Consider the following 22,573-nt stretch of genomic DNA (forward strand, 5'->3'; position numbering starts at 1 on the left):
GCAGGTGAAAAAGTAGCAAACCGGGCGAACCCAGGCTGGACAGCCGCTGTGGGTACTGGATTTGTTGTCATTGGGGCAACCTTGGTCGTGCTCATGATCACCGGCGTAGAGATGTAGGCACTAAATCCGAGTGTCTGTCAGCCGGCACTGGTAAGAATGCTAGGCCGATCGAGCTTCATCGTCCGGTTGAGGACCGGCTCACGGACGCTAGCGCTAATGGCACTAGCATCACAATCATGAGATCAATGCGTCCATGGCCTGTGTCTTTTGCTCGCCTCGCTATTATCGTCGCCAGCCTGATGTTGATGCTCGCCGTCTTCAACGTATTCGCCAACACAGGCAGAGTCACCTCATGGCTTCCGCTCTTTGTCATGATGCCGTGGCTGCTGTATCTGGGTATCTGGAGTCTGCGGAACCAGGATCGAACGTAGACGGACGAGAGCTGCGTCCTTCCCTTCAATCCGCCTCGTTCAAGGACCGGCTTACGGGGCGCGCTCTTGGGGTTGTTACACCACGTCTTCGATCTAGAACCGCCTAATGTCCGTGCCCGATACCGGCGAATGGCTCGTACCCTGAGTTGGTGCTGTTCCGAATCATCCAAAATCCTCGGTATCCGACTCAATTGTGGGCAAGTTGTGGGCAACCGGTTAGGCCTTAGCGAGCCCATTCACGTTGAGCGCGGAAGGGCGGTGGAGTTCCAAATCTCGACGCATAAAGACTCGCAAGTTGGCATCGATTTTCCCTAGAAGCTCGGTCCATTCGGTGCGGTCCATCTCCGGTCGTGTCATAGCTACTTGCACTGCGTCCTTGAAGCACATCCGCACGTCGTGGCTGCCGAGTAGATCCACCTTGTACATGAGTTTGTTGATGGCACGGGCCTGCTTTATTGACTGTGCTCCCAGTTTGACCGTGTCAACCTGCCCGTCAGCCTGGGGAGTTGGTGCTCTGTCGCCTGTCGTGCTGCTAGCCGTCCCGCGGAACAGGAAACTCTGGGTGACTATATAGTCTTGAAGCGCGTCGAGGCATTGCACATAGAGTTCGAGCAACTCAGCCCGTATATCGTCGTTACGCTTGTTTTCAAAGTCGAACTTCCTGCGCCCATGCTCATTACGACTGCTCAGCCATTGACCCGTAAGTACTCCACCAATGCCTAGCGCTGCGATTATGAGCGATGACCAAAATCCCATCCATTCCATGGACTCACGCTACTGGCAAGTACCGGTATGCCGCGACGCGGGAAACGCGTCTTACGAACGGACCCTGTTGCAGCCGGGTGTACACATGCACAACGTTCCCTGCTTCGCGCATTCATATCTGCATGCAGGCCCCTACTGACCGAGCTTGCGTTGGAGAAGCAGTACAGGTCCGCGGTAGGCCAGGCAGTGTACATTCACCCCGCCCGATGATGAAGATGCACGCGCAGATGGTTTAAGAAACATGTTTTCGGCGATCATGGTCTAATGCAGACTTTGAAAACTGACCGTTTATTGCTTCGACCGTGGGAGCCTGCGGACGCCGATTTTGTTTATGACATGTACTCACGGTGGGAGGTCCAGCGTTTTATCGGATTGGTCCCAAGGGCGATGGAAGATCGCTCCGAAGCTGACAGGTTGATTGAGAGATGCCGGAATTTCGACCATCCTGTTCGGGGTTTTTGGGCGGTGCAGCGAGTAGTTGATGCCCAATTAGTGGGGACCATCTTGTTGAAAGGTATTCCTGCGTCTGGTGAGGCGCCGCTCCAACCTTCAGGTGACACGGAAATTGGGTGGCATTTTCACCCCGATTATTGGGGGAAGGGATACGCAGCCGAAGCAGCTTCAGCAGTCTTGGGGCACAGTTTTAGAGAAGGACTTGGGCGAGTCATCGCAGTAACTTCGGCTGAGAACACAGCATCTCAGAGGGTGTGTGAACGCATCGGGATGGAGCATCAGGGAACAACGAAGGACTATTACAACGCAACTTGTGAGCTGTACCTAGCAGAGGCTGGCAGCAGGGCAAGTTAGCAGAACACATCGAGTTGCGCCCGATAACGACGGCATTAGAGATGCCCACACTGAGACTGGCCACGCCGGGAACATCCGTGTCCGATTACCAAGGGGACCCGGAAGGCGCCGCAGTCAAGGATCCCTTGGGAAACTTGAGATCAGCGCTAGGTTGGAGATGGCGTCCGTATCTCGCGGGCCCAAATAAAGGGGGACTGTAGTGCTGGTATGGACAGCAGCTGAAGGTGCAAATCCGATCGTGCCGACTCAGTGGGAGGTCACAGTTGTAGGGGTTGGGGTCCTTGCACTGCTCCTCTTTGTAGCGGCTGTCATCGGTATTGCGCGCTCTCACCATCTCACCGGCCTCGCACAGGCGCTCTGGGTACTCGTGGTGTTTGCCTTCCCCGTGATCGGTTCGCTTCTTTGGTTCCTCACCGGTCGCCGGGCTAACACCTCCTCAAGCCGCGACGCCGGTCGCAACCCGGCGAAAAGTGCCAGGTAAGGCCTTGCGGCCCCCGCCTTGCTGAGAGATCCCTCACCGTGCATGCTGCGTGGGGGTGAGCCAAGCGAAACGCAATGAGCCACCACTTATTGCAGCCAGACTCTGCAGCGGACATCAGAGACTTTGGAGATTCCTGTCCAGAATCCGGCCTTCCGGGTTAGGCTCGCGGAATGAAGCTCCGGGGGCTAATTCTGATTGTCTTTGCGGTGCTGGTCGTTGGCTTGGTCCTCGTTGTGTTTGTCCGTGGAGGTGCCAGCACCATCTGCCCTGCGGTTGGGTACGCCTACACAGGCGATGTGGAATTGGTATTTGCACACGAGCCAAAGGCAGTCGCGGCATGCTTTGGTGAGGGCTGCACTCCGGCCCCCGTAACCAGGAACCCGAACGGCAGGTGGCTTGTGCCCCAGTCTGCGCCATACCTAGTACCGCCCGTCAGCGTCACCTCTGTCTTTGTGGACGCGGCGGACGCTTCAGGTGTCCGTGTTGCGCGCATGCTGCCGATAGAAACAGAGCCGACCGGCGAGCACCCGGACGGCCCCGAATGCGGCGGGCCGGTGTGGTTCAAGCCAGTACAAGTACCGCCCGGGTGAAAACAAATCACCCCACCGTCGCCCGGCCCACGTCATCCTGACCTGCAAATGCGTTCTTCAGCTTGCGGGTCCCGGGTCCGAGATTGTGGACCCACGCGCAAAGGCCATCTTCCGCCCTGTCAGGGATCCTCCAGCGGGGCACCGTCCCTCTTGCTCGTCGGTTCTATCCTCTAGTGATAGAAGGGCAGTTTTTGATTCGTCTTGACCGGAACGACGTCGAGACTTGGTTCGGTCAGCAGCTGGTCGATCAGCGCCTGCTCACCCCCGATGCCGGCCCAATGAGGATCAACATCTTTGGTGATGCACCAGGCCCGATCAGAGGGCCATATGAATGATGGCAAGGGCATGGGGCGATTTGTTTTCGCCTGCCAGGAGTCTTCGATCATCCCAGAGGCAAAGTCTGCCAGTGAGACCCGGCACAGGTAGTACTCACGATTTGGGAGCACCACACGGGGTGTGCGCAGCACGGGTTCGGGGAACGCATCCTCACCCCACCCGTCCCAAACCAGCACATACCCCTCGGCAGGCGAGTCGGAGCGCTGGAGCAACGCCTCAACCGCGAGACGGAGTTGATCAGTATCTGATGGGACGTCGCTCTGGCCCGCAATCTCGTTTTCAGACTGACCCTCATGGGCCGGGTCTGGGATGAACCGCAGTCGCGCATAGGCCGGGAACCCTGGAGGGCCCAGCGTCACCAGGCTCCACCAATGCTCATCGCTAGTGGTGATCCACTCCGCGGGCGCTTGATCACTGCAAGGGAAGAATGTCACCGGCTCATCATGCCACTGACACCAGCAGGTCCCATTAGCACTCGCTCGATCGTGCACGCTGCCGGATCCCTCGCCGCCAACGCTAGGGGCGCAAAATGGGTGGTGCGCGTTATTCGGCTAGGGGCGTCCAGCCCGACGGCAAAGGTCCGCTGATTGCTCCCCGCTCAACGTCTGCCTCAGCCGACCAACCTTGTGCTGCTTGCCCCGTGTGAAATGCGCCTTTGGCCACTCGGAGGCCGACGTCGGGATGCTTCATCCCTGGCCCTCCGCCCCGCCGAGTGGACGCCCGGACGCTCCATCGCTTATCGGCGAATCCACCTCCGCGGAAAACCCGGTAGTCCCCATAGCGTGCTGGGTCGAGCAGATCCCAGCACCATTCCCATACGTTCCCCAGCGTGTCATACAGGCCGAACAGGTTGGGCTCCTTCGACCCGACAATCTGAAGTCCTTCCACCTCGTCCTCGGCCGTCCACGCGATGTGCTCGAGGGACCCGTAGTGCGGGCCCGTCGTACCTGCTCGGCAGGCGTACTCCCACTCAGCTTCCGTTGGCAGCCGGTACCCGGAGACTTCGGTCTGCCAAGTCACGCTTTCCTTGTTCACTAGGTAGACGGGCGTGAGACCGTCCCGAACCGACGCAGCGTTACAGAACATGACCGCATCAAGCCAGCTCAGGTCGACCGCGGGCGAGAGGGCAGTCGAATCACCAGTCCCCATCACCTGCGCGTATTTGGCCTTAGTAATAGGAACGATTCCGATCTCGAACGGCTTGAGCTCCACGGACCAGCGGCGTCGGCGTCGCGCGTCGTGCAACTCAACCTTCCCCGCAGGCAGAGTACGAGAATCGAAAGTAGTCATTCCGCCATGCTCCCACCGAAGCAAGCAGGAGTGTCGTATCGCGGTAGCCGACCGGCTGCTGGGACACTTGGCGATGCTGTTAGTCGGGCCGCGAGGCAATAACGTCTCAAGGTAGAGTCAGGCTGCCGGTGCGCGACTCGAACTCTCAGATCTGGTCCAAATCCGACAGAGCCACAAGGCCAGAGAAAGGTAGATCATCAAGACTATCCGGGGGATCAAACGACTATTCATCGAGCTGCCCCAACCGGCGAGGACATTCCAGAGGTGTTTCATCGGTTTTTCCCTGGGTGCTTTTCTTCTCCTAGTCATAACTAGAGTGAACTGGTTTGCCCTCGGCCTGAGCGTGTCTGGCGTCTTCGTTTTCCTGTTTGGACTGCACGTGTTCCGAGACCTCAACGGAACTGCCAGCACATGGTCGAAGATCTATAAGGAGAGCCACGGGATCAGCCCAGATGGCTTCACTTTCGCCGACGTACCCACCATAAGAGGCATGGGATTCATGTACATGATCATGGGCGTATTCTTCGTGGCCATTGGGATAGGCTTATCGATTTCATAGCCCGGCGGCTGTTCTCGCCAGCCGAGCATGAAAGGTGATGCCCCGGACGTCAGAGCGTCCGAGATTCACCGGCTTACGGGCGGCGTGTCAGCACAATTTCACCGCATAGCTTGGAGGGTCGGCCTATGGTTCGATGAGTATGAAATCACTTCTACAGATAAGGCTTAGGACTTGGACGTTTGGCTGGCATGGATTGCACTTGTTTTCGTAGTCGGCAGTTGTCTAGCCATTATCGTTCCCGGAGTTAAGGCAATTCGCCAGGGCGCCTTCGCGGATTTTTCTGTCCCTAAGCAGTCCTGGGTCGTCTTCGGTGTACTGCTCCTAATCGCCTTTGCGCTTATAGCAATCATCCTTCTCAACTAAGAAATTGGAAGCTGTAAGCCGATCCATTATCGGGAGGGGCGATCGCCTTCGCAGGCGTTCCAGGTGCCGGCCAGGCAACGGCGGCGCTGGTTGATGTCTATAAGCAGTGACTTCCGATGCTTCGTCGAGGGGAATCTGGCGGACACACAACGGGACCATGGGTTTCTCGAACTTGACTCCCATCGTGGTCGTTCATGGCGTTCCTGTTGTAAGAGAATCCTCTGTTGGCGCCCGACGGGTCTGCGATACTCACTAGCGAGTGCCCCGAACAAAAGGAGGACGCGCTAGTGGAAGACTTTCCTCCGGCCGCATTCGTCCGGCAACGCAGGATGAAGCGTGTTGCGCGATGCTTTTTCGCCGTCGCAGTCTTGACGGTCTTCCTACCCCTGATTGCCGGGCTCTTTAATCAAAATATAGCTTTGCCAATCGGGGTGATTGTTGCAGCTCTGATGATGATAGGAGTCGTCATTCAAGCCCGGTCCGACCCGATCTTTGCTCGGAGGTCGGTAGATCAAGAAGATCCCGCATGACGATCACTGGATTTTGGCAGTTATCACCCTAAGAGGGTCCCTCACCGGACGTGCTCGCCCGCAAACACCGAAGCATAGGTGGGTTCCGCCTTTCCAATGATTGGTGCACTGATTGATCAAAGGCATTCCAGTTGTGCTGCTCTTTCGCCTTTCCACATTAGGTTGGTACATATGATTATTCGCCGTTTAGATCTTGCCGATAACCAAGCCCTGGCTGACGCGTATGAGGTTGAGCGGGCAGCGAACCTCAAGTCGCGGCCTGATTGGGTAGGTCGGGGTTTAGATGCCCGCATCTTCGGGTGGCGTGCTGAGGACGGTTGGGTCAAGCGCCTCCTTGGGGCATGGGACGGCTCGACGTTGCAGGGGTTCGTTGCGGGCATGACTTCCGAAGACGAACCGGAGACGACGTGGATTTTCATCTGGGTGCACCCGGAGTACCAGGACAACGGCATCGGTAGTGCCCTGATAGTTGCCGCCGAAGCTGCCTCCCCGTCAACAACCACACGGTTCGTCACCAGTGCTTACCGGCCGACAGTGGAGAATATCGCTGCCCTTGAGAAGCGGTTCCTCAACCCGCTCGGCTACACGGTCGCGACGACCGAGACGGTCGTCGAGTTGGACCTTCAAGCCGCGGATCTGCCTCCGATTCCTGCAGTAGAGGGCTACACCATCTCCACACACCTCAATGGGGTGCCCGTCCGATACCGCGAGCAGGTAGGTCAGATCAAAGGTTTGGTGGACGCGGAAGCTCCCAATGGTGAACTCGGATGGAGCGAGACTGCCGTGTCGCCAGCAGAATACGCGAGCGAGATCGACAGGTGGGCCGCACAGGGATCAGCGGCAGTGGAGTCAATTGCGGTGACCGAGAACGACGACGTGGCGGCCTGGACTTGCCTCGTAAGCGCTGCGGCCGATGAGCGGCCGGCGGACATCGAGGGAACCCTCGTCCTTCGGGAACATCGCGGCCACGGATTGGGAGCTGCGGTGAAACTGGCATCTCTGTACGAGGCGAAGAAGCTCGGAGCAGTAAGCCGCGTGAGGACAAGCAGCGACGACCAGAACACATGGATGCGATCTATCAATACCGGTCTTGGGTTCAAGCCCGTGGAATCAGAAGCCATCTTTCATAAGACTCGATAACCCGACCCGGTCAGCTGGTGTCCTGCAGAACGATCCTTGAATGGGCACAAGACTGCTGCGTGTCGAGGGCCGTCCGTGGGCTTTCGGCTAGACCTGTTCGGCGTGATAATCGAAGGCTAGCGGTAGCAGGTCGCTGGCAAGAACGCTCACCAGTCCCTCAGGCGACGGCACGATCACGCGCACCTCAGGGTAGTGATCGGCAAGGATTTGCCGATCCCGCCCACAAGGGCTTTTCACGCCACGCCCATGGTTCCCCACTGCGACAATGTGTGTCAGTTCTGTAGCTCCCGCGGCGCGGGCAGCTCCGAGCGCGACCAGCTCTGCGCAAGGCCCACCGGTGAAGTGATAGAGGTTCACGCCCGTGAATATCCGCCCGTCCGCAGCTCTCACGGCAGCACCCATGGTGTGTATGCCATCTTCACCAGGACCGGCGTCGGTGGTCGCATCGATAGTTTCTCTCGCGTGGTCGACTAGTACCAGCTCGATCTCTGAAACGATCTGCGCGGATGGAGGCAGCGGATTAGTCATATCGCGATCGTAGAGACTCCACCGGGTTCGACCAAGTCAGTGTCCGTTAGCTGATCGGGTTAGGAGACGTTGTTGTCTCGATGTTGAGCTGGGGTGTGGTCTGGGAAGTCTTGCTCGCCGACTCCTCCTGCCTCGTAGAACGCCGTGATGAAACCTTGAACTTCGGTGATCAGCTGCTCATGAGTCATCTGCGGCATCCTCTCGGCAGAGGTGGAATCAGATCCCACACCGACTCGGCCGACGGTGAAGCCGTAGGATCCGTCAGCAGGTCCGTTCAGCCAGGAGAAGTGGTAGCTGGTTTGCCCGTCGGGTCCTGTTTGCTCGCTGATACGGAATATCTCTCCCTTGATTGCGAGCTCTATCTCGTCCATCCCGGCAGGCTATATCTGACCCTAGGTCGGTTTCCATTCATCTGCCGGAAGCCTGACAGGTTGGTTGGTTTGTGACGCGATGTACCGCTGACCGATCCCGGTGGGGGACCCTCTTACGACGCATCGAAGACGTAGGCCACCCCGGTTTCATTGAACGGTCGATTCATGTTCGTGGTGCCGCCAACTCTCTAAGGATCAAACACGTAGCCCAAAGCACCGCTCGTGATAAGAAAGAGAATAACGAGGAACAGGGCAGCAACTCCGCCGCATAGGAACCACATAAACCGCTTTTCCGGAGGCGTCATGTTCAGCATGATGTCACGACTCGGTGACACCCGAATTCGTCGACGTGGCCCCAGGAAGACTCCTCATCGGGCATTAACCTAAGAAAACCGTGGCCACTTACCGCTGCAACTCCCATATACGAGCTGGAAGACCGGGCCAAAGTGTCGCGCTAGGGGATTATCCGGGCGCTGCGAACAGACGGCCTTGCAAGCGCTGGGTACGGTGGGACCAATGTTTCTACCGGTATCAGGGGGGAGCACAATGGTGGTGTGTCACGTTCCTCGGAGCGCGGCGACGGGTTCAATGCCTGTTGCCTTACGGGCGGGGAAGCTGCCGGCAGTAAGTCCTACGAGTGCTCCGAGGAGTGCACCGCCAATGGCGATGAGGGGATTGATGACCGGTGTCCATTGTTGGGATAACGATATGGCGATGACAGTAAACACCCCGGCGGTAGCACCGATAAGTCCGCCAAGCAGCCCGATGATGACTGATTCCGTAATGAACTGCGCGGCGATTTGCTGGCGGGTAGCGCCGATGGCCCGCCGTAGTCCTATTTCTCCGGTGCGTTCCATAACCGAGAGCATGGTTACGTTTGCGATTCCGACGCCGCCTGCGAGGAGTACGACGACGGAGAGAGCGACGAAGATGAGGTTGACGTCGGCCTGGACGTTTTCTGCGAGTTCGGATCGGCCCTTCGGCGCTGTAATGTCCACGCTGTTCGGTGCGTCAGGGGCAAGCGCGAGAGCGGCTTGCTCAGCAATTTGTGGGCCGGCACCGATAACGATGCGGGCTTGGAGCTCTCCTGAGCTGGTGAGGCCGAAGTCGGTTTGGGCTGCACCGGTGGAAATGACGACGCTGTCGAGGAGCTCGGTGCGTTGTTGTACATCGCTGAAGACGCCGACGACGGCGTAGGGGAGACCATCGATAAAAATTGACGGTTGAGAGTCAATTCGAGTGATGCCGAGGCGTTCTGCGAGTCGCTCGCCGAGCATGGCCACCCGGTCATGGCGTAGGTCGTGGCCCTCGTCAAAGATCCGGCCGTGTCGGATGGTGCCCTCGAGCGTGTCGATGATCCCGGCGGATGTGGCGAAAACCCGAGGCGGGGCGCTGGTGGGGGCGGAGGGGTCGTTGACGGGTACCGCGGTCACCGTGCCTTCACGGAGTTCCACTTCCGTGATCAGTGCTGCCTGATCAATGCCGGCGAGGCGTTCTATACGTTGCACGGAATCCCAAGGCAGCGTGCTGGTTGCGACGCTATTGCCGTCAGCGTTTTGAGCCTGGGCGGGGGAGGCGATGATTTGAGTCGCAGCGAAGGCATCGAACCGTTTGGCCAGTTGCTCTGCTGTTGTCTGAGCGAAACCAACGGTCGCCACGAGGGCCCCAATGCCGAGGATCGTTCCTGCAAGAGTCATCAGTAACCTGCCTGGTCGTGTGCCGAGGTCGGAGGTGGCCTCAATAAGCAAGTCGATGAAGTTGAAGCGGTCGGCGGCTGGTACGGGCTGGATCAGGTCCGGGGTCGATGGGCTATCGCAGGCTGGAAGGTCCCGGGTTGCAGCCTCGACTGTGGCAGGACGGCCGTCAGGGTCCAAACGATGTGTCATGCGGGGGTGCTCACTCTTCCGTCGGCGATACCGACACGGTAGGGTGCGCGCTGCGCGACCGCCAGATCGTGGGTGATGATGATCAATGCGAGGCCGTCGGTGACGAGTTCCTCAAACAGTTCCATGACATCGGTAGTCGTTGCTCCGTCGAGGTTCCCGGTGGGTTCGTCGGCGAGAAGCAAGCTGGGCCGGGTGACGACGGCGCGTGCCACGGCTACGCGCTGGCGTTCACCGCCGGAAAGGGTGCCTGGAAGGAAGCCGATGCGGTGGCTCAGACCCACCCGTCGAAGAGCTTCATGAGCCCGCTCCTCGCGCTCGATGCGGGGTGTTCCGCTATAGAGCATGGGCATCATGACGTTATCCAAGACCGAGCGTCGTGGCATGAGGTGAAAGGCCTGGAATACAAACCCGATGCGTTGAGCTCGTACCGCCGCGCGTGTGTCCTCGTCTAGGGTGCCGGTGAGATGACCGGAGAGCCGGTATTCACCTACGCTCGGCCGGTCCAGTAATCCCAGGATGTTAAGCATGGTGGACTTACCGGAACCGCTGGGGCCGACGATCGAGACGTAGTCGCCACTGTTTACGGTGAGGTTGATGCCTTTCAGAGCCTGTACCTCGGGCGGGCCGGGAAACGAACGGGTGACATCGCGCAGCTCGACCAGAGGAGTGCTCATTTACCGACCACGACAAGGTCGCCTTCGACGAGTTCACCATCAACGGGGGTAACTTCCACTGCGCCAGGTGTCGCCAGGCCGCTGCGGACGACGACGAGCCTGGTGTTCGTTTTTTCACCATCACGGGGGTCCCCTTCAGCGACTTCGACCCGAGTCTCACCACCGGGGCCAGCGCTTAGAGCCGCGTACGGGACCGAGAGAACCTCGCCATCAGTGGCTCCGACAGCGATTGACACCCGCACATTCGATCCGTGAATTTCCTTGATCTGTTCAGGGGTCAGCGGGTCCGGTTGCAGATCGATGGTCCACCGCTGCGACTCGCCGTCGCCTGGCACCAGCGCAGTAATGGTCGCTTGATGCGCAGTGCCGTCGGATAGGTCGAAGGTCGCTTTGTCGTCAACTTTAAGCAGCCGGGCATCGGCCTCGGCTGCGGAGCCAGACAAACCTAGAGTTGCACCGGAGACGGTCATTGCCGGGCCCTCGAGGATGGATCCGCGTTGCGCGGTGACGGCATCGACACGGCGAGGCAGTTCGCTCAGATACAACACTTCACCTGCGGGCAAAGCGGGGAGGGCTGCCTGCTCGACCCGAGCCAGTTCCTCCTGCATCTGGGTTAGTTGGATTGTTGCTGCCTCCACGGCAGCCCTCTGCTGTGCGTCGGTGCGATCAGATCCAACCTGTTGGCGGCGCAACTCAGCCAACTCGAGCGCATCGACAAGATTGCCAATCTGCAGGGAGTCCTGGGGCGCGGAGTTTTGTGCTGCGGCGAGTTCACGGCGTGCGCTTGCTACTGCGTTGTCGGCTTCCCGAACTTCGACAGGTGTCGCACCTACCGGAGTCATCGCAAGGTCGTTTTGCGCTGTGAGCAGGCTCTGCGCTGCGGCGCGAACTGATTCTTGTGCAGCGCGTACGGCTTCCGCGCTGCCTTCCTCAGGTTCAGGGACAGCGTAACCTGCGTTGGAGTAAAGGGTCGCGACCGCGTTTGCCGCATCCAAACCAAAAAGGGGATCTGCCGGGTCCCCTGCATCGATGCCAATTGTCCTGGCAGCTGTCTTGAACTGGATGACGTCCGGACCGGATAAACCGACCTGAAGGGTGCGGTACGCGGGTAGCTCGCCGGGCAGGACGATGACGGGCCGTCCGGCAACCTCGAGGGCGATCGACAGGGCTTCGAGTTCGGTACCTTCTTTTGGCACCTGACCGGTGACGACCGCCGGGCCGGAAATCGAGGAGGTTTCGACACGTACCTCAACAGGGTCGGCGTAGGCGACCTCCCCGCGGATGGTGACGTCATTACTGAGCTGCCCATACTCGACCGGGACGGTCACCAAGCCAGGAGCCGGCGGTTCGGCATCGGCGGCTGCGTCGGCCGGTGATACAAGAAACTGGCCAAGCAGCAGGCCAGCAACCAGGCTCACACCCGCGGCAGCCGCAACAATCCAGAAGATTTTGTTACGGTGGAAAACAATAGCAACCCCGGACAACCACGACGCCGACACCGAAGCGCTCTCCTCCCGGCTTACGTCACTAAGGACAAGGTCTAGGCCTGTCGTGTCGTCATCCTGGCGCGGCGAGCGGTTGCGTTGGAACCATGCCACTTAGCTTCCCTGCTCGAGATCAGCCCTAAACGCCTCAAGTTCGGCCTTGTGATCATCGACGAACTGCTGCTCCTGTTCGTACTGCACGTCGAGCAACTTCTCCTGGTAACCAGTCTTTTCCCGGCAATCCAGATCAACCAAGGCGAGCTCGGTTTCCTTATCGCCGAGTTCCTTCATCGCGGCCTCATCCGGTTCGGTCTCACCCGTTTCTTCATAGAGTGCGTCGGATTCTTCGACGATGCTGTTCTGGGCATCCATCTGCGTCGAGAATCCTGGTTGTCCTGCATCCATCATGCAGGAGGACCAGGCTGCATCGACCTCAGCGAGTTCGGGGGAGCTCATCGTGTTTTCATGCAACTCGTTTATCGCGTCCATGAGCGGTTTGTGTTCGTCAGAGGCCAGCGGGTCCGTGGTGCCGCGTTCGTTCTCTGCCCAGCCGTAGCAGCCCGCCGTCGTCCAGTCCCACTCCATGGCATCCGCGTCCACCGGCATCTCCTCCGGATCTATGGCCGGCCCGTTGAGAGCTTCATTGAAAGCTTGCTGCTCAGAGGCAGACAAGCTTGCAACGTAGTTAGCGTTCGCGTCGACATACTCGCCTTCCTCGCCGGTGGGCATATCCCTCCCGGGGTAGTTGATTATTCCGTATCCGTACTGGGCCACCCACTCACGCGACTCAGGGTCCCACTCCAAGTCAGCGGATCCAACGGCCACAGAGGCATCTTGTAAATTCGGAATATATTCGAAACCTTTTTCCGACATGCACTGCGCCACCAAATCCTCTCGCTGACGCTCATCTTCAGCGAACTTCTTCCCCTGCTCCTCGGGACTTAGATCAGCTCCAAAGGCCGAGGACAAGAACTCTGTCAGAGGAGTTTCATCACTAGGACTTGATTCAGGCTCCGCAGCGCAGGAACTACAAATAATGATGAGAGCCGCCAGCGCTGGTATAAGAGCGTTCCTATTAGTGGAGAAATACACAGGGCCCTCTTCTTTGAATGTACTAAAAATGGAAAGGAGTGTTATCGCGAAAGCACGTTCTGCGTCTCAGCAACTTATCCACCTCGACTGTCGGCGACAAGCAGATAAACACGGGCTTGATTCTACCGAGGGGCCGTCAATGATCTACGCACGACACGCCACAGGGGAAGGACAATAAAACCGAGCCCTACTGCAAGTAATACCTTTCCCAGGATTATATCGAGTCCTACGACGAGGCTGACGACGATCAGTACTGAGGCAAATACAATAACTGCAAGATCAAGCTTCATGGACAACTCCATCCGTAAGGTGCAATCTTTGTGCATTAAAGGACAAGGCTACTTCTGATATGTGACTAACGACGACGACTATATTCTGAACTGCTCTGTCACTGATCAACTTCAGCAGTATATCGCGGCTGGACGCGTCAGTGGCGGTAAGAGGTTCATCAAGAAGTACAACAGACGCGTCCCGCAGGAGGATGAGGCAGAGCGCAAGTTTCTCTCGCATGCCGGACGAGTAGTTCTCCACTCGACAATAGATGTCCACCATCTGAAGAATTTCCAGAGTGTCTGTGACATCTGAAATGTATTTTTCGGATTCCTCAGCGTTCATCATCCACATTTCTGCGATGAGCTCCATGTGTTCCAATGCTGAAAGTTCATCGAACAGTGACGGTATGGGGTCGGCGTACAGTATCTGACCTCGCTGAAGTCGAATACCATCATGGGTGATTGTGCCTCTGGATAAAGGCAACAGGCCCGCGACAGTTTTCAGCCACGTCGACTTGCCCACTCCGTTCGGGCCGGTAAGAAGCCAGGGTCTCCCGGCAGATAGGTGGACCGTTCCACCGCTCAGGATCTCAGTCGACGATTCAGGGTAGGAAAAATGAACGTCAGCGACAACGAGTTCAGCCAAGGAACAAACCCGCGGTGGAGGATAGAACAGTATAGATTAGGCATAAACTCACAACGACCAAGCGGGGCTTTCGTGCAACGCCCGCTAGTTTGCTTAGAGCAGATCCATAACCCAGTATCAGCCCGATGCTAACACCAAGCGAGATGATTGTCATCAACGTTCGACTAATATAAAGATCTGATAATAGGTAGAAACTTAGTGAAGTGTTTAGGGCGGATATGGAGAATGCCAAACAGGTAATCCAGTAAACGCGCCCGAAACTAAATACCTTATCCATTGTCGATATGAGAACAGCGCAAAGAGCGCTCATGCCCAGTGTTACCAGGAGAAACAGGGGGACTCCAAAGAGCGTTGAGAGCAGTGCGGTAAGTATAAGGTTTTGACTCTCTTCCTCTGGTACAAGGAGTAGGGTCATAATCAACATGACTGTTGCTAGCACAAGGACCAAAAGTCCCCAGCTGAGAATTTTGACGGACAGAACTACCCTTGGCAAGGGGCGCTCAGTATAAAGGACGTTCGCGTTGACATCCTTATCCACTTTGTATGCCTCAATCATTTTTTCTCCTATAAGTGATCGACGTATTGTAAATATTCATGTCACCAGGTAACGGTGCTTATGTGACCTTCAACTACTGCTGCCACGATAATGAGGGTGAAGCCGACCGTGGTGAGAGCGACGGATCTGATGAGGATTGCTTTCGTAGCGCTCGGTCCCACTGATTGAGTAATAAGACGCACAGCAATCAGTGGTCCCAGAAGGCCGGCTGAGCTGACAAGACATAATCCCAATGCTTCGATGAAGACGTGCGGTAGGAGACCGACGAGCAACATGCTGCCCAGGCTGTTATCAATCAGTAGGACCGCTAATTGGCCTACGATCAGACCGTTGATGAACAGGGCCACTATTGCCCCGAGCCCCGCTGTCGCTGCAGATAGGACAAATAGAGACAAGGCTAGTGTCAAGTTGTTCCCTGCGATAGCTAAGGTGTCCGCGGACCCTGAAGCTGATGCAAGGTCCGCTGGCTCGTATGGTGCAGGCCACCAAAGCCCTCCTGCGACTGTGCCGGCAAGAATGCTGGCCAAGAAAACGGTGGGAGCCACTGAGAGCATCCAGGAACCTGTAAAGAACCACGACAGGCTCGTAGGTTTGACGCCGCTCGCGTCGTGTTTGACCTTCATGTTTTCCGCCAGGGTGCCTTAGGAGAAAGCGCCGTACGCCAGGCCCTGGCTGATAGGGAATTTGCCAGATGAGGAAGGACAGCGGCCGCCGTCAATGCCGCAAGCACAGTTAGAGCTACACCGAAAAGGTCGACTGCAGGGGGTAAGAGCGCTCCTGCGATGAGGACCACGAGTAGCAAAATGCCAGGCAACACGACGATGACATAGCGTACCCATCCCTGCATGGTCGATTGTGCTTCTGCTGTCCATGACCCTTCGCCCTGCTCATGCCTCCGATCGGACGCGCCATCGATCATAAGCAGAGCAGACATGTACCACTGGACCCACGTCGCGTTTGTCAGTGCGGACAGGGCCGCAACTAGGGCTGTTAGCCCCGCCCAATAATGGCCAGTCAAGACCGCTACGAGAACAAGCGCTGTGACTGAACAACAAGTGGAGGGAACGAGGAACCGCCGGTGGACGCGTACCCGCGCGACCGTTAGTCCGTGCAGCATCCTTGCCGTCGGGGCTTGTAGGTGCAGCGAGACCTGAGCTCGATCAAGGGCTGGCCCGAGCACGGGCATGAGAGCTTCCCTTGTCTCCGTCGCCTGGTTATGCACCATGAATGTCGCCAACACTGCCAATAAGAAGCACGCGGTTGACTCCTCTATTCCGCTGAAAAGTAGTGCAACTCCTCCTCCGAAGTAGCACCAGGATTCGAGAGTTGGAAATACCAGTCCCAAAAAGCCTGGCCGGATGGCCCAAGAATGACGAGTAAGCGACCGAACATACCGCTTCTCGAAATGAGAACGATTCATATGAGTCGCCTCAATGAAACGAATCAACGCATCAAGAAAATCAGGAACCGAGGAACCTGGCTGGGCAGTCGTTGCGAGATCCAGAATCTGAAGCGGTTTTCGCCAGACATAAAAAATGGAAGCAGCCGCAAATATAGAACCAGAAATCAGTATGGGAGTGATCCATTTTCCCTCCAGTACAAGAAAACTTAGCCCGTCTCCCGTCTTAAACTGCTCAGGAATCGCTTGTTCAAGGAAGATCACGCCGAATTCTTTCCAGCGCTCATCGCTTTGAAGATCCTGCATAGTGGCGAAAACCAACCGAGCGGTGGACAAAGTGGTGACAACAACGACGTTGATAACGCAATATCCTATGAGCACGAAAACTGCGGCCAGTGTTGCATAGCGCACGAAGGCCACAGTACCTACTCTGCCTTGTAATCGCTGCTTGGCGTACAGAACTCCAACCCTCGCGCCCGTGAGGAAACTCGGGACTGCAACCGCGGCAACGAATATTGCGGCGAGAGCGGTCCACACGATTGAAAAGGGAGAATGTTGGGGGCTGAAGGCAACTAAGGTTTGACCGAAAAATAGGACCGCCGCCCACCAGACGGACGATCGGCAAGTCGCTACAAAGCGCAGTTCCGACAGCATCATCAGTCGAGCCACTTCGGCACGCTGTATCGGAGCCTGAATTAGATAGGCCTGGAACGGAAAAACTCCTACATGTCTCCATGAAGAAGCACCGAGCAATAGCGGAAGGGCGAGGGTGGCAAGTCCTGCCAGCACAACAACCAGGGGCTCGCCCACTGGCGTCAGGCGCATAAGAACAAGAGAGAGAGCGGCGCCGGTCACGATTTGAAGCGACAGCGCTAACAGAACTACCCGCTTGGAGGTCTCGACCGAGAATTGTGCTTGCGCCCACCGAACAACCAATACGTTAAGTTGTCTCGGAAAAACAGTAGAAAGCACGATCAAAATACGATGTTCTTGGCGCCACCGACGCAACCACAGAAGGTTAACAAGGTGAGAGTTTATTGAAGCTTCCCGTCGCCCCAATCGAGGTGATTGAGGCGACGGGAAGCTACGGTTGGAAAGGAGAGTCATGTCACCAAGCAATTACTGCTTTGCGACCCTTCTTCTTAATCTGCTTCTGAAGGTAAATGCGAATGCTCTCCTTGCCTGCGGCAGCAAGAAGAGACAGGCCGCCAGTACCAACAGCGGTCAGTATGCTTACAATGGTGGTGACCCATCCTCCCGCTTCTACGACGGTAAGGACTGTACCGGCGACGGCTGCCGGAATACCGAATTCTTTCGCCATGTCTGCCATTGGCAGAATTTGCATGACAAAGAACGTCGCGGCGATCAGGGCTGCGGATAGGGCAGCAGCGCCAAAAAGCCGGGTGAAGCTTTGTTCCTTAACCATATTGTCTTCCTTTTTGGATTCGAGTGATGACGGACCTTCGGGTCGAGCGTTTGCATAAAAGGGCAAATATTGGGCTGCACGGAATTCGCGATCAACACGTCACGGTCGATTCGACTAGTTTTCCTCTGCCCTCAGCGGCCGTAATAAATCATCGACGACAACGATTGAACCGTATGCGAAGATATTGCGTTCTACAAGAGGGGACTGCCCTGAATTTTGCTGACTCGGGGTTTGAGGCCCCCGCGATCGCGATTTGGTTGGTTGTCTCGTTTTCGATAGGCGTGAGTCTCCCCAGCCGTCGTTGCCGTCGCCGTCGGTGGTAAGTTTTTCGATCCGGGTCGTGATGGCGAGCCGCAGATGCTGCTGGTGCCCCACCGCTGACGTTCCGGGATGTTCTTCTGTAGCAGCGAGAAGAACGATTCCATCGCGGCGTTGTCCGCACACGCGCCCATTCGGCCCATAGAGCCGGTCAGCGATTCAACGAAACGGTGGAAGTGGTTGAATCCCGCCTGGGAATCGCAGTCTGAGTGCACCACTGTTCCTACTGGGCAGCGGGCCCGCACGGCGTTCTCTAATGCTGCGACCGCCATTGAGGACATCATTCACGAATCCATCGAGTAGCTCGTGATTCTGCCGGAATAGACGTCCTTGACCAAGCAGAGGTACAACTTGCCCTCGACGGTGGGGCGCTTGATGGTATCGGGTGAGCCAGAGCTCGTTCGGCGCCGCGGCGGTGAATCCCTACTCCACCAGATCGTCGTGGCCCGGTGGTACGGGCTTGAGGCTCTGGCCGCGTTTTTGGAGAACACCGACCAGATACCGTGGACCGGCAGTGATGCCTTTATCAGGGGGTTCATCGGCAATGAACCGATAGCCAAACGCCGGATCTGTGACTAGCGCGTGGGTCATATTTGGTTGATGTCACTGGCCGGATAGGCCGCAGCTCGACGCAGAATCTCGTTCTCCTGCACCAACAAGCGCTTGCGCTTCTTCAATTCGCGCATTTCGGCTGACTCTGTCGTTGCCGGACCGAAGCCCGTCTCCTTGCGTTCAGCGATCCCCCGCGGACAAGGCTGAAGGCCCGAGCAGATGCTCGGGCCTTCGGCATTGGAGAGCTCCTCCTGCTTACTGTTTCCAGGGGGTGGAGGGCTGCTGGTCGCGGTACTTCGCGCCCCAGATGCCAGAACGGCCGGGCATGAGGATGCTGTTGGGGTCGAGAGCATCCTTGAGCTTCTCGTTGAACGCGCCGAGGGCGCCGTCGTTCCAGGAGTAAGCCGCCGCAACGACGTCCATCGTTGAGGTGTGGGCCCGGTACTCGCCATAGCCAGCTTCGGCAGCGACCTGAACGGTGTCGCGGCAGACCTGGTAAACGTGGCGGGTGTGCTCATCGTTGTCGCGGTCGAGGAAGGCGAGGAACACGTGCACTGCGTACCGCGGGCCGAACATCAGCGTCGATGAGTAGTCGACACCGGCCTCGGCAGCCGCCTTGCGGACCAGGTTGATGACTGCGCGCACGTCCTTTCCAGTGGTCGGAACGACGGAGGAGAACCCGACGTGACCACCGTTGTCGCCGGCGAAGTTGATCATCGAGAGCATGGACATGTCAGGCTTCCCGCCCTGGACGGACGCCCCCTGGTCGAGCTCGAGCTCGTCGATCTTGTCGCCAGGCAGCTTCTCCCCCATCACGCTGACGCCTGGAAGGTCAGCCATGGCCGCCTTGACGGCTGCCAGAGACTCATCGACCTGGGTCTCACGGCCGTAGAGGGCGAAACGGCACATCCAATACCCGATGTCGGCCTGCTCGCGAACGCCAGTGAGCACCTCTTCCGGGATGGGGCCTTCGCCGTCCCAGAAGTCCTTGCGCTGCCCGATGTAGGACATGGCGCTGGAGCCCATGAAGCAGGAAGGAATGTTGGGGATGGTGCCGTCGAGCATGAGCGGTCGAAGCGCGTCGACCATGGCGTCGAGCTGCTCGTCCTCCTCGACGCGGATGGTGCCGGAGAAGTAGGTCTCCGGCGTGGGCATGACCCAGAAGCCCGCCTTGGTGATGATGCCGTAGTTGGACTGCAGGAAGATCTGTTCGGCGTCGGGACCGTAGCCCTTGGGGTAGAGGTGGGCGGTCTCGCTGCCGGGCAGCGCCCACATGCCGGTGCGGATGACCTCGCCGGTCGGCAGGACAACCTCGAGACCACAGATGGAGCGGGCGCGGTCGCCGTTCTTGGTGTAGCCGTAGCCGTGGTCTGCGGCGTTGCCGATGAGGGATCCCCAGCCGAGGTCGGGGGTGTCGATCAGGACCTTCTTGCCCTGCGCCTGGACCTCGGCGTAGAGCTGGTTGAAGGAGACGCCGGGCTCGACAACGACATATCCGAAGTCCTCGTTGATCTCGAGGACCTTGTCCATCCGGCGCAGGTTGATGAGGATCGAGCCGGGGACGATGGTGCCCGAGCCGCCGTATCCGTTGTTGCGGCCCTGGGAGCCGACCCAGACCGGAATATCGTGCTGGTTGGCAATCCGCATCACTGCTTGCACGTCTTCGGTGGAGGTGGGCTGGACGATGCAGAGGCTGCGTTGTCCACCCCAGCTCTCGGGCTCGTACGGATCGACCAACTCGGCGAAGAGGGCACCGTCAGTAATCACGGCATCGGTGCCGAGCGCCGTCCGGAGCGCGGCAAGCGCTTCGGCCTGCTCGGGGGTGGGGTTTGTGATGGCAGTCATGAAACCTTCTTCTTGCTTGTGTTTTCCGGCTGCAAGGCGTGCCGTGCTCCAGCCGTGCAGATAGTTTATTGAGTACTAAACTTTCTTGTCAAAGCGCCGTCGAAGATTCGGGATGCGGCATCGGGGGCGACACGGCCTGTCGAACATCGCTGGACGGGACGGGCACATGCTCGGTGTTTTTTGGGGTGGTTGCCGCAACTGTGTTGCTGCCGCAGGAGACCACGAAAGCGCTCGGCTGCCCCAGCCGAGTGCTTTCCACGGCCGGCGGTCGAGCTTGTTCGCTGGTGTTCCCATTCGAGCCGCGATGCCATGGGCTGGCCGGGTCGCAGGAGCGGACCGGCATTCCGGTGACCATGCTGAAAGAGCAGTGCTTAGCCGTTCCACGCCCTCGACCCAGGTCAGGGGCGCCGTCAGGTCAGCGGGCGGCGGCTGACACCTCGCGGCGAATCTCGGCGATCCGTTCCGAAACGAAGTCGGCAAGCTTGTCGAAGAGGTCGAAGAAAGCTGTCGCGTTCAGCTCGAGCTGCCGTGCGACGAATGCTCCGTCCCAGAAGACCAGAAGCGCCAGCGCGAGATCGTCGATCCGTGCCTGATGCTCAGGACTGATGTCGGGGCCCGCGAGGTCGAGCAGCCATTGCTGCACCATCGCCCGCCCCCGCGCGCGCACTTGCTGCGCTGCAGCCATGAGTGCTGGGCTGTCACTTTGCCGTTCAAGCACCAGCATGATGAGCAGCCGCAGGAAACGGGGATGCGTTTCGAACGTTTCGGCCACGGTCCGAATCGCTGTGTGGATGTCGCCGGTTACGCCGATGGTCCTGAGCAGTCCGAAGAACTCTTCCCCTGCCGCCTCGGCAACGGCGGCGAGCAGACCTTCCTTGCTTCCAAAGGCATGGTAAATAGACGCCGGCTTGACCTGCGCCACGGCGGCGATGTCATTGATGCTCGTACCAGAGAAGCCGCGCTGCGCGAACAGATCTGAAGCAGCGGTTAATACCCGTATTTTCGTGGCTTCGCCGCGCACCCTCCGACCATCCCTCAGCGTCTGGTCGTCATCTCGCGGCATGCTCTCCATCATAGCTTCGGCGGATCGGCTTGCGAGCCCGGGCCTACGGCATGAATCGATCTGGTCTTGTCGAACGGCAAATGACGGAGAATGACCTCATGATGAGCACAGCAAAGGTTGAGGGTTTCATAGTCCAGGTAGGTGGGCAGACGCGAACGCAGCTTGAAAGGACCCTGCGCGATGCCGGCGTTCACCTCAACGCTTACGCAGAGACGCTGCTCGCTCACCCCGCGTTCGAAGATCCCGCGGGTCGAACGCTGCGGATTGTGGAGCGGACCGTAGAGCAGCTTGGCCTTGAGGAAGGGGCTGTCCTGTTCCAAGTCTTCGCGGCTGCAAGGAACCAGGGACTTGAACTCTGTCCCTTGGCTGTCGGACCTTACCTCCGTCTGGCGCTGACGGACCAAGTGAACGCGCCGGATTCAGTCCTATCGGCAGGTCGCAGCCCGACCGGAGCTATTCACATTGCATCTGTGCCCGTGAGCGAGGATGTGGAGTATCCCAAGGGGTTCTACCTCCGTGTCGTGGACGGGCAGGCGTGGTTGAGAGGTTACTGCTGCGATGACACGTACGTCTGGACTCCCGAGCAGCGGCTCGCGTTCCTATTGCCAGAAAGCCACTAAGGCGCCCGTTCCACAGGGCGATCCTTCAGCGGGTGCCCTGCGTTGCTCCCTCATGTTTGAGCGGTCAAAGTTCAAGCCGACCCCTAGAAGTTGGCAGGGCATTGTCATTGATGGGGAATGCCTGCGATGACCTGATAGTCCGCATACGTGATCCCTGGGCCTTCCAGATCAGCTAGGTCAGGGCCACTCGGACTCGCTCCAGGGCACTGTGTGGATATTTCGTACAACCCATGCGGTTGCACAAACTCAACACGGCCGTTTTGGTCCGAAGTTCCAGATGACGCCGTTACTGTGGCTGGCTCACCAAATAAGGGTTCTAGCTGTACCTGACAGTCCGGCACGACAGAAGACCCGCCATTTTCCAGAACTACGACAGTTAGAAAGACATGTCCGTCCGGCGGCATTGGGGCGCTCTTCGGCGAACATCCAGCCAAGGCAAGAAGAGTCAGCAGGCCAGCGACGTAGCGGGACCTGCTAAGCGATACTCTTCCATATCGGCATTTCGCAGGTTTCCCAATCTTCATGGCGACAGTCTAGCCATCGGTTGCC

The 22,573-nt window shown here is 58.1% G+C and carries 20 protein-coding genes and 2 pseudogenes; 6 read left to right on the plus strand and 16 right to left on the minus strand.

Annotated elements, in window-relative coordinates; all coding sequences use genetic code 11:
- Positions 1-647: 647 nt before the first annotated feature.
- Positions 648-1,196, minus strand: a complete 549-nt coding sequence (locus QMA10_RS13095) for a hypothetical protein (RefSeq protein WP_290168984.1) — start codon at positions 1,194-1,196, stop codon at positions 648-650.
- Between the two features lie 264 nt (positions 1,197-1,460).
- Between QMA10_RS13095 and QMA10_RS13100 the strand changes: the two genes are divergently transcribed.
- From QMA10_RS13100 to QMA10_RS13105, 3 genes and pseudogenes are all read left to right on the plus strand, one after another.
- Positions 1,461-2,003 carry a GNAT family N-acetyltransferase gene (locus QMA10_RS13100; RefSeq protein WP_290168987.1) on the plus strand — a complete coding sequence of 181 codons (543 nt, stop codon included), beginning with the start codon at positions 1,461-1,463 and terminating at the stop codon, positions 2,001-2,003.
- 199 nt (positions 2,004-2,202) lie between these two features.
- Positions 2,203-2,301 (plus strand): annotated as a pseudogene (locus tag QMA10_RS17700) (F0F1 ATP synthase subunit B); the annotation flags it as partial.
- Positions 2,290-2,484 (plus strand): PLD nuclease N-terminal domain-containing protein, encoded by a 195-nt coding sequence (locus QMA10_RS13105; RefSeq protein WP_356835020.1) that lies wholly within the window; start codon positions 2,290-2,292, stop codon positions 2,482-2,484. The pseudogene QMA10_RS17700 and the gene QMA10_RS13105, both read left to right, overlap by 12 nt.
- Positions 2,485-3,244: 760 nt before the next feature.
- On the opposite strand, the gene QMA10_RS13110 is transcribed toward QMA10_RS13105, so the two are convergent.
- Both QMA10_RS13110 and QMA10_RS13115 read right to left on the minus strand, forming a co-directional pair.
- Positions 3,245-3,844, minus strand: a complete 600-nt coding sequence (locus QMA10_RS13110) for a hypothetical protein (protein ID WP_290168990.1) — start codon at positions 3,842-3,844, stop codon at positions 3,245-3,247.
- Positions 3,845-3,953: 109 nt separating this feature from the next.
- A complete protein-coding gene (locus QMA10_RS13115; protein WP_290168991.1) occupies positions 3,954-4,700 on the minus strand; it encodes an SUMF1/EgtB/PvdO family nonheme iron enzyme in 747 nt (248 codons plus the stop codon).
- A gap of 316 nt (positions 4,701-5,016) precedes the next feature.
- Between QMA10_RS13115 and QMA10_RS13120 the strand changes: the two genes are divergently transcribed.
- Positions 5,017-5,259 (plus strand): hypothetical protein, encoded by a 243-nt coding sequence (locus QMA10_RS13120; RefSeq protein WP_290168993.1) that lies wholly within the window; start codon positions 5,017-5,019, stop codon positions 5,257-5,259.
- A gap of 1,064 nt (positions 5,260-6,323) precedes the next feature.
- Positions 6,324-7,292, plus strand: a complete 969-nt coding sequence (locus QMA10_RS13125; RefSeq protein ID WP_290168995.1) for a GNAT family N-acetyltransferase — start codon at positions 6,324-6,326, stop codon at positions 7,290-7,292.
- A gap of 87 nt (positions 7,293-7,379) precedes the next feature.
- On the opposite strand, the gene QMA10_RS13130 is transcribed toward QMA10_RS13125, so the two are convergent.
- The 13 genes and pseudogenes from QMA10_RS13130 to QMA10_RS13185 form a co-directional block, all read right to left on the minus strand.
- Positions 7,380-7,820, minus strand: coding sequence for a cytidine deaminase (locus QMA10_RS13130; protein ID WP_290168997.1), 441 nt, complete (start codon positions 7,818-7,820; stop codon positions 7,380-7,382).
- A 59-nt stretch (positions 7,821-7,879) separates the two neighbouring features.
- The gene (locus QMA10_RS13135; protein WP_290169000.1) at positions 7,880-8,191 is read right to left on the minus strand and encodes a hypothetical protein; all 312 of its coding nucleotides are present in this window, start codon (positions 8,189-8,191) and stop codon (positions 7,880-7,882) included.
- Between the two features lie 557 nt (positions 8,192-8,748).
- Complete coding sequence (locus QMA10_RS13140; protein WP_290169001.1) at positions 8,749-10,077, minus strand: ABC transporter permease; 1,329 nt, start codon at positions 10,075-10,077, stop codon at positions 8,749-8,751.
- Positions 10,074-10,751, minus strand: coding sequence for an ABC transporter ATP-binding protein (locus QMA10_RS13145; protein WP_290169004.1), 678 nt, complete (start codon positions 10,749-10,751; stop codon positions 10,074-10,076). The genes QMA10_RS13140 and QMA10_RS13145 overlap by 4 nt, the downstream gene beginning before the upstream one ends.
- Entirely contained in the window at positions 10,748-12,349 is a 1,602-nt protein-coding gene (locus QMA10_RS13150; RefSeq protein WP_290169005.1) for a hypothetical protein, read from the minus strand. Before QMA10_RS13150 ends, QMA10_RS13145 begins: the two co-directional genes overlap by 4 nt.
- Positions 12,350-13,327, minus strand: a complete 978-nt coding sequence (locus tag QMA10_RS13155) for a hypothetical protein (protein ID WP_290169007.1) — start codon at positions 13,325-13,327, stop codon at positions 12,350-12,352.
- 279 nt (positions 13,328-13,606) lie between these two features.
- Positions 13,607-14,245: an ATP-binding cassette domain-containing protein gene (locus tag QMA10_RS13160; RefSeq protein WP_290169009.1), complete on the minus strand. Its 639-nt coding sequence runs from the start codon at positions 14,243-14,245 to the stop codon at positions 13,607-13,609.
- A gap of 597 nt (positions 14,246-14,842) precedes the next feature.
- Positions 14,843-15,424, minus strand: coding sequence for a stage II sporulation protein M (locus tag QMA10_RS17705; RefSeq protein ID WP_356835005.1), 582 nt, complete (start codon positions 15,422-15,424; stop codon positions 14,843-14,845).
- On the minus strand, positions 15,421-17,172 hold the full coding sequence (locus tag QMA10_RS13165; RefSeq protein ID WP_290169011.1) for a hypothetical protein: 1,752 nt from the start codon (positions 17,170-17,172) through the stop codon (positions 15,421-15,423). The genes QMA10_RS17705 and QMA10_RS13165 overlap by 4 nt, the downstream gene beginning before the upstream one ends.
- A gap of 136 nt (positions 17,173-17,308) precedes the next feature.
- Complete coding sequence (locus tag QMA10_RS13170) at positions 17,309-17,626, minus strand: uberolysin/carnocyclin family circular bacteriocin (protein ID WP_290169012.1); 318 nt, start codon at positions 17,624-17,626, stop codon at positions 17,309-17,311.
- Positions 17,627-17,861: 235 nt separating this feature from the next.
- A pseudogene (locus tag QMA10_RS13175) lies at positions 17,862-18,684 on the minus strand (DDE-type integrase/transposase/recombinase); the annotation flags it as partial.
- Between the two features lie 67 nt (positions 18,685-18,751).
- On the minus strand, positions 18,752-20,341 hold the full coding sequence (locus tag QMA10_RS13180) for an FAD-binding oxidoreductase (protein ID WP_290169013.1): 1,590 nt from the start codon (positions 20,339-20,341) through the stop codon (positions 18,752-18,754).
- A 415-nt stretch (positions 20,342-20,756) separates the two neighbouring features.
- Positions 20,757-21,404 (minus strand): TetR/AcrR family transcriptional regulator, encoded by a 648-nt coding sequence (locus QMA10_RS13185; RefSeq protein ID WP_290169016.1) that lies wholly within the window; start codon positions 21,402-21,404, stop codon positions 20,757-20,759.
- 98 nt (positions 21,405-21,502) lie between these two features.
- Between QMA10_RS13185 and QMA10_RS13190 the strand changes: the two genes are divergently transcribed.
- On the plus strand, positions 21,503-22,024 hold the full coding sequence (locus QMA10_RS13190; protein ID WP_290169018.1) for a hypothetical protein: 522 nt from the start codon (positions 21,503-21,505) through the stop codon (positions 22,022-22,024).
- Positions 22,025-22,573: the final 549 nt, after the last annotated feature.

The sequence above is a fragment of the Arthrobacter sp. APC 3897 genome, from assembly GCF_030407495.1.
GTDB lineage: Bacteria > Actinomycetota > Actinomycetes > Actinomycetales > Micrococcaceae > Arthrobacter_B.